General features: G+C 75.8%; 9 protein-coding genes. 3 read left to right on the top strand and 6 right to left on the bottom strand.

The window, feature by feature from the left end:
* Position 1: 1 nt before the first annotated feature.
* Positions 2–412: an acyl-CoA thioesterase gene (locus tag IE258_RS10335; protein ID WP_159330081.1), complete on the top strand. Its 411-nt coding sequence runs from the start codon at positions 2–4 to the stop codon at positions 410–412.
* Positions 409–1,149 carry a DUF8010 domain-containing protein gene (locus tag IE258_RS10330; protein WP_189741910.1) on the top strand — a complete coding sequence of 247 codons (741 nt, stop codon included), beginning with the start codon at positions 409–411 and terminating at the stop codon, positions 1,147–1,149. Before IE258_RS10335 ends, IE258_RS10330 begins: the two co-directional genes overlap by 4 nt.
* 30 nt (positions 1,150–1,179) lie before the next feature.
* Here IE258_RS10330 and IE258_RS10325 read toward each other — a convergent pair whose 3' ends face one another.
* The 4 genes from IE258_RS10325 to IE258_RS10310 all read right to left on the bottom strand — a co-directional run bounded on the left by IE258_RS10325 (position 1,180) and on the right by IE258_RS10310 (position 8,879).
* The gene (locus IE258_RS10325; RefSeq protein ID WP_189741908.1) at positions 1,180–2,139 is read right to left on the bottom strand and encodes an ABC transporter ATP-binding protein; all 960 of its coding nucleotides are present in this window, start codon (positions 2,137–2,139) and stop codon (positions 1,180–1,182) included.
* Between the two features lie 76 nt (positions 2,140–2,215).
* A complete protein-coding gene (locus IE258_RS10320; RefSeq protein ID WP_189741904.1) occupies positions 2,216–4,939 on the bottom strand; it encodes an ABC transporter permease in 2,724 nt (907 codons plus the stop codon).
* 5 nt (positions 4,940–4,944) lie between these two features.
* The gene (locus IE258_RS10315) at positions 4,945–8,268 is read right to left on the bottom strand and encodes an ABC transporter permease (RefSeq protein ID WP_229892066.1); all 3,324 of its coding nucleotides are present in this window, start codon (positions 8,266–8,268) and stop codon (positions 4,945–4,947) included.
* A gap of 197 nt (positions 8,269–8,465) precedes the next feature.
* Complete coding sequence (locus IE258_RS10310; RefSeq protein ID WP_030399988.1) at positions 8,466–8,879, bottom strand: globin; 414 nt, start codon at positions 8,877–8,879, stop codon at positions 8,466–8,468.
* Between the two features lie 87 nt (positions 8,880–8,966).
* On the opposite strand from IE258_RS10310, the gene IE258_RS10305 reads away from it, so the two are divergent.
* Positions 8,967–9,941 carry a methyltransferase domain-containing protein gene (locus IE258_RS10305; protein WP_189741896.1) on the top strand — a complete coding sequence of 325 codons (975 nt, stop codon included), beginning with the start codon at positions 8,967–8,969 and terminating at the stop codon, positions 9,939–9,941.
* Positions 9,942–9,948: 7 nt separating this feature from the next.
* Here the strand turns inward: IE258_RS10305 and IE258_RS10300 are convergent, their stop codons facing one another.
* Both IE258_RS10300 and IE258_RS10295 read right to left on the bottom strand, forming a co-directional pair.
* The gene (locus tag IE258_RS10300) at positions 9,949–11,643 is read right to left on the bottom strand and encodes an FHA domain-containing protein (RefSeq protein WP_189741893.1); all 1,695 of its coding nucleotides are present in this window, start codon (positions 11,641–11,643) and stop codon (positions 9,949–9,951) included.
* Positions 11,644–11,689: 46 nt separating this feature from the next.
* Complete coding sequence (locus IE258_RS10295) at positions 11,690–13,036, bottom strand: vWA domain-containing protein (protein WP_189741890.1); 1,347 nt, start codon at positions 13,034–13,036, stop codon at positions 11,690–11,692.
* Positions 13,037–13,067 lie beyond the last annotated feature (31 nt).

Below are 13,067 nucleotides of genomic sequence, written 5' to 3'. Positions count from 1 at the left end.
CTTGCGGCACATCTACCGCTGCCCACTGCGCTGGGCGGACATGGACGCGTACGGCCACGTCAACAACGTGGTCTTCCTCCGCTACCTGGAGGAGGCCCGTATCGATTTCCTGTTCCGCCCGGAGAAGGACTTCAAGCAGGGGTCGGTGGTGGCTCGCCATGAGATCGACTACAAGCGGCAGCTCGTCCACCGGCACCACCCGGTCGACATCGAGCTGTGGGTCACGGAGATCAGGGCGGCTTCGTTCACTCTCACCTACGAGGTCAAGGACGGGGACGAGATCTACGTCCGCGCCTCCACGGTGATCGTGCCGTTCGACTTCGAGGGGCAGCGGCCCCGGCGGCTCACCGCCGAGGAGCGCGAGTTCCTCCGGGAGTACACGGACACCAAGGAGGAGGCCGTCGCCGCATGACGGTGCTCCATCTGGCCGACGAGGGGGAGGCCGCGGATCTCGCGGCCTTCCTCTCCCGGCTGCTCCACTACGACCGTTCGGCCGCGGTGCGCCTCCAGGCGGCCGGCACGGCCCTGGCCGTCTTCGGGCGGCCGCCCTCCTTCGAGGTGCTGGCCGTGCGCGCGGTCCGGCTGGCCAAGCCGTACGAGAACGGGCTCGACGACACGCTCGACGTGACCGTCTCCGCCGGTGAGCTGCTCGAGTCCGTGGACGAGCGGGCGGCCACCTCCGGTGTGCCGGGCGCGGTGACCGGGCCGCCCTGGGCCGGGGTGCTGCCCCCGCGCGGGGGCTGGCGGACCGAGGCGGGGCTGCCCGGCCCGGACGCCCTGCGCGCGCTGGTCGCCGCCGCGGTGGCGGAGTTCCGCACGCGTACGGGGGAGTTGGCCCCCGAGGACCGTACGCGGGCCGAGCTGGACCGGGTCGGGCGGGAGATCTGGTCCCGGAGCGTCGGGGACACCGGGTTGCCGGTGCGGGCCGTGCACGCGGCCCAGTCGCTCGGCTTCCTGCGGTCACGCCGAACTCCGCCCGGCTCAGGGCCCGTGACCGGAGCCGGAGCCGGGGCCGGGTTCGACACCGACCTCGGCGAGGACGCGCCGAAGCTGCTGTCCTCCGGTGCGTGGCTGCGGCTGCGCACGCCCTTCGGGTCCGTCGCGCTGCGGCGGGCCGGTACCGGGGCGCTGGGTCTCAGCGTGCGCTGAGGCCCAGGAGGTGCAAACCTCCCCGGCCGCTCAGTGCTGGGGGTCGCTGTCGTCCGGGCGTACGGCGATGTGGTCGGACTCCAGTTCCAGCGCGACGCGGTCGCGCATGCCGAGGGCCGCGGTGTAGTCGGCGGGCAGCTGGAGCCGGCCGGCGCGGTCGAGCATGGCGTACTCGCGGGCCACCACCGTCTCGTGGCCGGTCTCGGCGTCCACCTCGCTGCGGCGCAGGACCTCCGTGGAGGTGCGGCCGTCGCGGATGGCGACGGTGCGGCGGACCTCACCGGCCACCGCCTGGTCGTGGGTGACGATGACGACCGTCGTGCCCAGGTGCTCGTTCGCCGTGCGGAACGCGGCGAAGATCTGTTCCGCGGTGTGGGAGTCCAGCTCGCCCGTCGGCTCGTCCGCGAGCAGTACGGACGGGCTGCCCGCCAGGGCCACGGCGATGGCGACCCGCTGCTGCTGCCCACCGGACATCTGCTGCGGACGCCGGTCGCGGCACTCCGCGATGCCCATCAGGTCCAGGAGTTCCAGCGCGCGCTCGGTGCGCGCCGCCCGGCGTCCGCCGGTGCCGGCCAGCTGCATGGGCAGCGCGACGTTCTGCGCGGCGGTCAGGTACGGCATCAGGTTCCGGGACGTCTGCTGCCACACGAAGCCGACCACCGTACGGCGGTAGGCCAGGCGGTCCTTCGCCGTCATCGCGAGCAGGTCGCGCCCCGCGACCCGGGCCGCCCCGGCAGTCGGCGTGTCCAGACCGGCCAGGATGTTCATCAGGGTGGACTTGCCGCTGCCCGAGGCACCGACCAGTGCCATCAGCTCGCCCTCCCGGACCAGCAGGTCGAGCCCCTGCAGGGCCTGCACCTCCACCCCGTCCGCGCTGAAGATCCGCACCAGGCGGTCGCAGGTGATCAGGGCGTCGTGTCCGTACGCGGGCCGGTCCCGGGACGCGGTGGCGCGGTCGGCCAGGTCCGCGAGGGTGGGGTTGGTCGTCATCGGCTCTCCTCCGTGTCCGCGGCCGTCTCCGTGTCGTCCGTGTGCGCTGTCCGCCAGGTCTCCTCACGCCGGGCCCTCACCGCGCGTCGCCCGCCCGCAGCTCCGCCACCGCTGCGCGCCGGCCCGACCACCACGCCTGGAGCGCCGCCACCCCCACCGTCAGGACCAGCACCGCCACCGCCGGGACGGCCAGCGACCACGGGTCGGCGCTCAGCTCCGCCCGCCCCGCCGTGGACGTCGTCGAGGACACCGCGATGGTCGTCAGGTCGATGCCGGGGGAGAGGAGCCGTACGGCGGCCCAGCCGGTCAGGATGCCGCCCAGGGCCGCGGGCAGGGCCTGCGGGAGCGACTCCAGGACGAGCAGGCGGCGGCCCTGGGCGCGGGTGAGGCCCATGGTGCGCAGCCGGGCCAGGAGGGCGGCGCGTTCCGGTGCGGCGCTCGCCAGGGACAGCAGCAGGGCCAGCGCCGCGTAGCCGGCGCCGGCGGCCACGGCGGCCGTGTAGATGCGTTCCGCGCCGGACTGCAGTGGGGAGTCCACGAACGTGCCGCGCTCCTCGGACCGCAGGTGGACGGCACCGGCGCCGTCCGCCGCCCGGTGCACCGCACCCGCGTCCAGGTCGTCGCCGGTCAGCAGCAGTACGTTCGGCCGGGCGGCCGCGGCGGGCAGTCCGGCACGGTCCACGACGAGGAACTCGTCGCCGTACACGGCGGGAGTGCGGTCGCGGACCACGACGATCCGCAGCGTGGCGTGGCCGCCGTCGGCGAGGCGCACCTGGAAGGTGCCGTCGCCGAACCGTTCGGCGACGGTGGGGGAGGCCAGCGCGGGCAGCACGGCGTCCTCGGAGCCGCCCTCGGCGCCGTCCGGCCGTCTCAGCTCGCCCGCGGGGAACGTGCCGAGGTCCGTCCGCCCGGCCAGCGCCGCGTAGTCGCCCGGGTCCACCGCCGCGAGCGGCAGGGCCTGGCGGCCGTCGTTGGTCCTGGCCTGGTAGTCGAGGCCGACCTCGGTGACCTTCCGCACCCCGGGCGCCTGCCCGAGGCGGTCGGTCAGCCCGGCGGGCAGCGCGGCCTCCGCCTCCACCCGGCCGTCGGCGCCGACGGAGATCAGCGCCGCCCGGTCGCGGGCGTCGGCGACGCCGCTGAGGACCGAGCCGCCGAACGCCGCCACGGTGAACGCGGTCAGCAGTGCGAGCAGCGGCAGCACGGCGGAGGCGGAGGCGCGGCCCGCCCGGGCCAGCGCGAGCGGCCCGACGGCGCCCCGCAGCCGCCTGGCCGGGCGGGCCAGTCCGCGCAGCGGCAGCGGGTACAGGCGCACCAGCACCAGCGCGGCGATCACCCCGACCAGGACCGGGGCCATCGCCTCCAGGTCACCGGCACCGTCCGTCGTCCCGCGCCGGCGCAGCAGTTCGACCGCGCCGAGGGCGAGGACCACGACGGTCAGTTCGGCGACCGTACGGCGCCGGGACGCACGCGGGGACGCCGCGTCCCGGCGGCCGTCGTGGATCCGTACGGCGTGGTGCGCGGCGACGGCCCGCAGCGGCAGCGCGAGGCAGGCCACGGCGGTGACCGCGACCGCGGCCCACAGCGCGGGCAGCAGCCGGGCGCCGGGCAGCGCGAGCAGGGCCGCGCCGAAGCCGAGGGCGCCCGCGGGCACGGCGACGACGGCCGTCTCGGCGAGCAGCCGCCCCGCCATGCCCCGTACGGAGGCGCCGCGGGCCCGCAGCAGGGCCAGCTCGGCGCGGCGCCGGTCGGTGGCCAGGCCGCCCGCCATCAGCAGGACGACGACGGCGACCGTGCCCGCGCCGGACGCGGCGACGACGATCAGCGGGCCGATGTCGCCGCGGAGTTCCTCGTACGTGGTGAAGGCGGCGTCGAGTCCGGTCGCGACGTCCGTGAGAGGGCTGATCGTCGCGTGCAGCCGCTCCAGGCCCGGACCGGACTCCAGGGAGGCCACGGCGGACGCGAGTGCGTCGACGTCGCGGCTGTGCAGGGTGTCCGGGTCGGGGGTCAGGTGCCAGTAGCGGACCGTGGTGGTCACGCTCAGCAGTGCGGGTGCCGCCTCGGGGGCGAGCAGCAGGCCGCCGACCCAGTAGCTGGGGTTGGAGGCCCCCATCGGACCCGGCACCCGCCGCAGGGAGGGGGTGCGCAGCAGGGAGTCGACGGACCAGTAGGGGCTGTCGGCCTCCTCGGGGGCGACGATGCCGGTGACGCGGACGGTGAGGTCGTGGCTGCCCGGCAGGTGGATGACCGAGCCCACCTCGATGTGCAGGGTGCGCGCCGTCTCCTCGGTCACCGCGGCCTGCACCTCGGCGGTCTCGACGCTCGCCTCCCCGCCGGTGACCTCGGGCAGTCGGCCGGAGCGCAGCCGGGCGTGGTCGGCGAGACCCTGCGGGGCGGCGAGGAGCATCTCCGCGGGGAGGCCGTCGGGCCGGGGCAGCCACTTGTCCGGCGACGGCACGGTCTCGGTGGTGCGGACGCCGTAGGAGGACCGCTTCCGGTCGATGACGAGCGGACGTTCGACGGTGTCGAGGGTGGACTCGTAGAGGCCGGTGAGGCGTTCTGGCCGGACGCTCTCCTCCGTGTGGGCCACCCCTCCGTCGAGGTCGGGCCCGGCGGTCACCAGGATGCTGCTCTCGTCGACCGGGGCGTGCTCGACGGCCTGGCGCAGACCGGCGTCCGTGTACCGGTCCAGCGCCCGGGGGAACGCGGCGGCCAGGCACGCGGTCAGCGCCACCAGCACCGCCAGCGCGACGGCGGCGCCGGGCGCGGCCCGCAGCCGGGTCCGCACCCAGGGCGCGGTCACGGGGTTCACCGTCCGGTACCTCCGTCCTTGAGGGTCACCGTCGTGTCCGTGCGGCGCAGGGCCAGGGCCGCGGTGACCAGGAGCGGGACGACGGCCGTACCGGCCAGCAGCAGGACGATGCGGTCGGCCGGCAGCGCCACGTGGACGTCCGGCACGGGGCGGGTGGCCTGCGGGGTCAGCACGGTCAGCGGGATCACCGCCCGGGTCAGGACGGCGCCCAGGGCCGCGCCGGTCAGCAGCGCCAGGCCGGTCAGCACGCCCTGCTCGGCGGCGACCGTACGGGCCAGCCGGCGGCGTGAGGCGCCCAGGGCGCGCAGGACGGAGAACTCGGTGCCGCGCTCGCGCAGCGACCCGGCCGCGCTCACCGCGAAGCCGACCGCGGCGAGCGCCACCGCCACCAGGGTCGCCGCGGCGAACGCCGCCCCGGGACCGGCCCCGAACGGGTCGTCGCGCAGCCGCTCGGCGACCTCGTCGCGCACCAGCACCCGGGCCGGTGCGGTGTCCGGGAACGCCCGCAGGCCCGCCGCCGCCTCGTCGGTCTTCCCCGGCCCGGCCCGCAGCCACCACTCGGTGGGCGCGACGGCGGCGCCGTACGTGCTCTGCAGCCGCCGGTTGACCGACGGCAGGTCGACCAGCAGGCCGCCGCCGAAGCGCGCCGAGGGGGTCTCGGGACCGGTGCCCGGCAGTTCGCGCACCGAGCGGACGATGCGCACCGGGACGTCGTGGCCGCCGATCAGGACCGTGACGCGCTGCCCGGTGCGGGCGCCCGAGGAGTCGAGGAAACGGTCGGTGGCCACGGCGGTCACCTCGGACGCCTTCGGCTGCGCGACCCGCAGCCGCACGGTCAGCGTGGCGATCTGCCAACCGCCGTCCGAGCGGCCCGTGAAGTACTCGACGCCGAGCGGCCCGGAGTCGAGCAGGCGGGGCTTGGACGGGGCGCCGGCCGCGTCCGGCACGGAGAGCGGCGGCGACAGTTGCGACCCGGCCGTCCAGTCGTCCGGCAACGGCACCCGGCGTACGGTCCCATCGTCGGCGGTGGTGGTCACCTGCCGTACCGTCAGGCGGTGTTCCTCGCCCCGGCCGCCGGGCTGGACCACCGTGAACTCGACGCCGGTCAGGGTGAGCGGTCCGGCGGCGAGGTCCAGGCCGAGCGTGTGCTCGCGGCCGTCGGCGGCCAGCGAACCGGCGTCCAGCAGGTACGGGGTGCCCCAGCGGTCCTCGACGGTGACCGTCACGTCCGCCGACCGGGAGCCGTCCGGCCCGGCCTCCGGTCCGGCGCCCGGCCTGGTGTCAGGGCCGGTGTCCGGCGGGGCGTCCGTGTCGGCGTCCGAGACGGTCAACGTCGCCGCCAGCGCCAGCCGGGCCGTGTCCGCCGGAATCGGCGCGCCCTTCGACGGCCGACCCGGCGCCATCCCGGACAGCAGCTCGCGCGGCGACGCGTCGGCCAGGTCCGGCCGCAGCAGCATCGACCCCGCCGCGTGCGAGGTGTCCAGCGCGAGCACCGTCGCCGTCCGGTCGCCGGACAGGGAGACCTCGGACCGGGCCGCCGGGGCGACCTCCGCCACGCCCGGGACGCCCGCGATCAGGTCGGTGCGGCCCGGTCCCGGCGTGCCCGCGGCCTGCATCCGGATCGGCGCACCCGCGCGGAAGTCGGCCTGGTCGTCCTGCGAACGGGACCACGAGGCACCCTGCCCGATGGCCATCGTGCCCAGCGCCACGGCGAGCACCAGCAGCAGCACCGGGCCGGCCCCGCGCATCGGACGGCGGCTCAGCTGCCAGCCCGCCAGCGCCGCCGCGAGCCCGCGCCCGCTCGCCGCCCGGCGTTCCGCCAGCCGCGCCACCAGCGGCAGCAGCCGCAGCGCCAGCACCGTCCCGGCCAGCAGCGCCAGCGTGGGCGTCGCCACGAACAGCGGATCGACCCCCAGGGTGCCCGCGTCGTCGGCCTCGCCCGTTTCGGTGGCGGAGGTCTGCTGGTCCAGCTGCCAGTAGGCGATACCGGCGATCACCAGCAGGCCCACGTCCGCGCCGGCCCGCAGCCAGCCCGGCAGCGCCCGGGGCCGTCCGCCCGCCTCCGGCGCCAGGGTCAGCGCGGGCAGTGCCACGGCCAGCGTGCACCCGAGCGCCGCGACCGCCGTCACCAGCCACACCGTGCCACTGCCGCCGGCCGACGGTTCCCAGCCGAGCCCGATCCGGGCCAGTGCGCCCTGCCCGGCCAGCAGCCGGACCAGCGGCCTGGCCAGCAGCGGCGCGCAGACCAGCGCGGGCACCGCCAGCAGCAGCGCCTCCAGCGCCGAGCCCGCCGCCAGCCGGGCCCGGGAGGCGCCGCGCGCCCGCAGCAGCCGCAGCTCGCCCGCCCGCTCCACGCTCAGCAGCCGCGCCACCAGCAGCAGCGCACCGCCCGCGAGCAGCACGAGCTGCAGCGCGATGACCAGGAGGGTGGAACGGGACACCTCCAGCGAACGGTCGAGACGCTCCAGGATCGAGGGCAGCTCCGTGGTCGCCGCGGTGGTGCCGCTGAGCACCTTCTGCTCGCGCAGCCACGCCATACCGCCCCGGGCCGCGTCCCCGAGGTCCTGGGTCCGTCCGGTCGTCAGCGAGGAGTAGTCCGCGGTCACCAGCCACCCGGACGATCCCGCGCTGACCCGGCCGCCGCTCAGCGCCCCGGGCGGGGCGAGCAGCGGCCCGTACGTCGTGAAGCCGCCCTCCTGGAGGCCGCGCCCGGCCAGGTCGTCGAGCCGCCAGTACGGTGCCCCGGCGTCGACCGGCCGGTACAGGCCGCTCACCACGACGCGGACGGCGGGACCGTCGAGCCGGTCGGTGAGGGTGAGCCGGTCGCCCGTGCCGACGCCGATGCGCTCGGCGGCGGCCACCGGCACCGCCACCTCGACGGCGCCGTCGGCGTCCGCGCCCCCGCCCCCGTTCGAGGGCATCCGGCCCTCGTCGATGCGGACCTGCGTCGGGTCGAGCGCCGCGAAGAACGTCAGGTCCGGGTCGCCGGACCGCTCGGTGGGGGGCCGCAGGGAGCCGGGCAGCGCGTATGGGCCCGAGCGCACCAGCGTCCGTACCGTGCGCGGCAGCCCGTCGAAGGTCCTCGCGGCGCCCTCGCGCACGGTGGCGTCGGCGGTGGGCCGCTGCTCGGCCGGTACGTCCGCCTTCACGATCAGCGCGGCGTCGGCCCCGGTGCGGGAGTCGGCCAGTGCGTGCCGCAGGGCCGCGTCGCCGACGGCGCCCGAGTAGGCGGTCAGGGTGGCCAGCACCGTGCTGGTCAGCAGGACCGTGAGCAGGGCCGCGGCCAGCAGCAGACGGTGCGCACGCGCCCGCAGCAGCACGAACCCCACGAGTCCCCCGTACCCCGCCACCCGGCCCCCCGCCGCTGTTGTACAGACCTTTCCGGGATGCTGTCAGAGGGAGAGGTGTGGAAGTAAGCGTCTGGGGCTCGGACTTGACCGGATTGTGACCGGAATCCGGTGTCGACTGACCGGAATGCGCCCGTCAGTCCGCGCCCGTCAGTCCGCCGGGAGCGGGATCAGTCAGGGGTGTTGATCATCGAGGCCGCCGCGTACGTCAGGTACTTCCACAGCGTCTGCTCGTGCTCCTCGGACAGGCCCAGTTCGTCCAGCGCGACCCGCATGTGCTTCAGCCAGGCGTCGTGCGCGGCCCGGTCGACGGCGAAGGGCGCGTGCCGCATCCTCAGCCGCGGGTGGCCCCGGTTGTCGCTGTACGTGGTCGGGCCGCCCCAGTACTGCATGAGGAACAGCGCGAAACGGTCCTCGGCCGGACCCAGGTCCTCCTCCGGGTACATCGGCCGCAGGATCGGGTCCTCGGCGACCCCCTCGTAGAAGCGGTGGACGAGTCGGCGGAAGGTCTCCTCCCCGCCGACCTGCTCGTAGAAGGTCTGCTCCTGAAGCGTGCCGCGCCGAATCTCATTCACGCCGTCCATGGTCTCAGACCCGGGGGCATAGGACTCAAGACCTAGGACCCCGCCAGGGCCCCTGCCCGCGGCCCGCCAGGCCCGTACTGTGGAGGCATGGGCGGGTACGAGGACCTGGACAGCCTCGCCGCCTCCGCGCGGGCGGAGCTGGTGCGGGAGATCGAGCTGAGCGGCGCGTGGGCGGCCGACCCGGTGTGGCGGGAGGCGTTCCGGCAGGTCCCGCGCCACCTCTTCGTGCCGTACTACTACGTCGGCGTCCGGGGCGGCTACGAACGCCGGTGGGGCGAGCACCCCGACCGCCACGCCCGCGAGCGCTGGGTGCTCGGCGCGTACGCCGACGCCCCGCTGGCGACCCGGCTGCGCGACGGCGAACTGCTCTCCTCCAGCAGCCAGCCCTCGCTGATGGCGATGATGCTGGTGGAACTGGACGTGGCCGAGGGCCACCGGGTCCTGGAGATCGGCGCCGGCACCGGTTACAACGCCGCCCTGCTCGCCCACCGCCTCGGCGACGACGCCCTGGTCACCACCGTCGACCTGGACCCCGAGATCACCGAGTCGGCCCGCCGGCACCTGGACACCGCCGGGTACCACCCGGCCGTCGTCACGGGCGACGGCGCCCGCGGCGTCCCCGAGCGCGCCCCCTACGACCGGATCCTCGCCACCTGCACGCTGCCCTCGGTGCCGCGCGCCTGGCTGGCCCAGTGCCGCCCCGGCGGCCGGATCCTGACCCCGCTGGCCACCGGCCTCCTCGTCCTCACCGTCCGCGACGCGGGGCACGCCGAGGGGCGCTTCCTGCACACGCCCGCGTACTTCGTGCCGCTGCGCGGCGCCGAGCGCGCCGAGGCCGAGACCCCGGGCCTGGGCGGCGTACCGCGCCGGGCCCGGGAGGACGACCTGTTCCGCTTCCTGCTGGCGCTGAGCCGGGGCGGGCTCGATCCGCAGGAGGCGTACGCGCTGTGGGACCGCGAGGACGCCCCGCGCCGCGAGCGCTACGGCATCACCGTCAGCGGCGAACGGGCCTGGGCGTGGCTGGACGACCCCGAGGGGCCGTACGCCTGGCCGTTCGCCTGAGACCGGTCTAACCCCGGCGGATCGTGATCGTCGTCCAGGCGCCCACGTGCACCCGGTCGCCGTCCTGGAGCGGCACCGGCACGAAGGGCTGGATCGGCTCCTCGCCGCCGTTGACCGTCGTGCCGTTCGTCGAGTTCTGGTCGACGACCGCCCAGCTGCCGTCCGGCTGCTGCACCAGCACCGCGTGCTGGTGCGAGACGCCCGGGTCCTCCGGCGGCACGGCCAGATCGATGTCCGGGGTGTCACCGGTGGAGTGCCTGCGGCGGCCGATGGTGATCTGGTTGCCGGTGAGCGTGCGCTGCTGCTCGGGCGAGTACGCGGGCAGGTTCAGGCCCGCGGCCTCGGGGCCGGAGCGCTGCATCATCGCCATGAAGTACTCGCGGTCCGGGCCGATCGTCGCCGACCAGGTCGTGGGCTGCTGGGGCCGCTGCGGCTGCTGCGGGAAGCCCTGGCCGGGCGGAGCCTGGGTGGCGCCGGGCTGCGGGTAGCCGTAGCCGCCGCCCTGGGCCGCGCCCCGGCCGTTCGGCCCGCCGGGACCTGCCGGTCCGCCGGGGCCGGCCGACGACGGCGGGGAGAGCACCCAGTCGTCCCCGCCGAAGGACGGGCCGCCCTGCTGCGGGCGGTTGGTCTCCTGCGGGAAGGCGGGCGGGGCGGGCGGACCGGACTGGAACCCCTGCGGGGCGCCGCCGGGGCCGCCGGGACCACCGGCGCCACCGGGCGGAGGCGGAACCGGACGCGACGGATCGCCACCGAAACCGGGAGGGGCCGGCGGACCGGAGGGCCCGCCCTGGCCACCGGGACCTCCAGGACCGTTGAAGCCACCCGGGCCACCGGGGCCGTTGGGGCCACCGGGACCCCCCGGGCCGTTGGGGCCGCCGAAACCGCCGGGCCCGTCAGGGCTGCCCGGGCCGCCGGGGCCACCGGGACTGTGGGGGCCACCCGGGCCACCCGGGCCGTTGGGCCCACTGAACCCGCCGGGCCCGTCAGAGCTCCCCGGCCCGCCGGGACCGCCGGGACCGCCGGGACCGCCGGGTCCATTGGGGCCGCCGGGCCCACCGAATCCGCCGGGCCGGTTGGGCCCGTCGGGGCTGCCGAAACCACCGGGCCCACCAGGCCTGTCAGCACCTCCGGGCCCGCCAGGACCGAAGGGGCCGCCGGGGCCACCCGCGGGGCCGCCGGGGCCGCCCGGGCCACCGCGGCCCGACGGGTCGGCGCCGAAGGGCGGCGGGCCCGGAGGGATCGGTTCCGCGGGACGGTTCACCTGGGACGGGCGGGAGCCCTGGTAGTCGTACGAGTCACCGCCGCCGTACGACGGACCCGCGGGCGGCTGCCCGAAGTGCGGTGCCGGCGCCGGGCCGCCGGACGCCGGCGGGCGCGGGGCGGCGGGGGTGTACGAGGTGGCGGTGTTGGTCAGGAAGTTCCACCGGCACTCCTCGCAGAACGGCGCACCGCCCTCACGCGGCGTGCGGCACTGCGGGCACAACTGCGGCTCGCCGCCGGGACCTCCGGGACCGCCCGGACCGCCACCGGGAGCGCCGCCCGGGCCGCCGGGCCCACCCGGGCCGGCGGGCGGCGGGAAGCCGTAACCGCCGCCGGGCGGCGGTGGCGGCGGAGGGGGCGGCACGGCACCGGCCATGCGGTGACCGCAGACCTCGCACCAGTCGTCGGAACCCGACTGGTGTCCGTTCGGGCAGGTCGGCATGTCGGAGCTTCCCTCTCTTGCGGGAGTGTCGCGCGGTTGGTGTGCGTCACTTCTTTACACGAACAGTCTTTGTCGACCGGGTCTCGAGAGTCATCTCGTCGGCCTCCTCGACCTTCGCTTTCAGTCGCACAGTACCTGCCGCCGCGTCCACTACGTCCACCACCTTCGCAAGCAGTTTCGCCGTATCGGCGTTTCCGGAGGCTCCGGCGAGCTGAACCGCGCGGCCCAGTTTGGCCGTTGCTCCATCGATGTCTCCCGCTTTGCGAAGATCCAGCCCTTGCTGGATGGCTTGTGCCAGTTCGGCCTGCCCGGTGTAGTGGGCGACTTGCGGGTTGATCGACGTGGAGGCCGTCATGTCGTCCGTCCACACGGCCCGTACGAGACCCTGCGCGCCGAGGTTCTGGACGCTGCCCCCGGGCTCCGGGATGACCAGGGAGACGCGGGCGGCCAGCATCTCCTGGCCGAGGCCGGCGGCCGGTACCTCCACGCAGACGTGGTAGTCACGGGACTCGTCGCCCCAGGAACCGGTGGGGTAGTCGCCGGCCCGCGGTCCCGCCTCGGTGCGGCGGCCGGTCAGTTCCTCGACCGTCGGGGCGACCTGCTTGACGAACTTCACCGTGGTGCCGAGCGGGGTCCACAGCCGCAGCGCCACGTCCGCGACCTCCTTGCCCATGGCCGTCTCCATCATCCGCGTGAAGTCGGCGGCCAGGCCCGCCGGATCGGCGACGATGTCGGCGGTGCCGAGCAGGGCCGAGGCGATCCCTGTGACTTCTTTCACTTCCCAGTCGGTGCCCACGCCGCGGGCGTCGCAGGTGAAACGTCCGGCGCAGGCGTCGAGCGCGGCCTTGAGGTCCTCGGGCGACTCGTGCTCGTTGCGGCCGTCGGTGAGCAGGATGCCGTGCCGGATGGCGACGTCCGCGGTCGACAGCAGCCGGTCGGCCAGCCGCAGCCAGGTGCCGATGGCGGTGCCGCCGCCCGCGCTGAGGCTGTGCAGCGCCTGCTTGGCCTGCGCCCGGGTGGTGTCGCCCGCGACGGCGAGCCGGCCGCCGCCCGGGTAGACCTCCTTGGCCACGTGCGTGCCGCCGACCACGGCGAAGTGCACGCCGTCGCGCAGGGTGTCGATCGCCGCGGACGTGGCGTCGCGGGCGTTGCGCATCTTGGTCGGCGGGTAGTCCATCGAGCCCGAGCAGTCGACCATCAACGCCACGGCGGCGGACGGTCCCTGACCGGGCGAGTACAGGTGGGGCGCGGCGACCGCGCTCCCGACGGTGCCGCCGCCGGTCGCGGTGACCGTGACGATGGCGTTGACCTCACGGCCGCCCTCGGGCAGGTACTCGTTCTGGTAGACGTCCACCGCGAACTGCGGCACGTTCGACTTCGAGAAATTGGCCATGCCGGATCGCATCCCCCTCTACGTCCCCCAG

This window comes from Streptomyces tendae (genome assembly GCF_014650435.1).
Classification (GTDB): Bacteria; Actinomycetota; Actinomycetes; order Streptomycetales; family Streptomycetaceae; genus Streptomyces; species Streptomyces tendae.
Note: the sequence above shows the minus strand (reverse complement) of the source record. Positions and strands in the feature narration are given on the sequence as shown.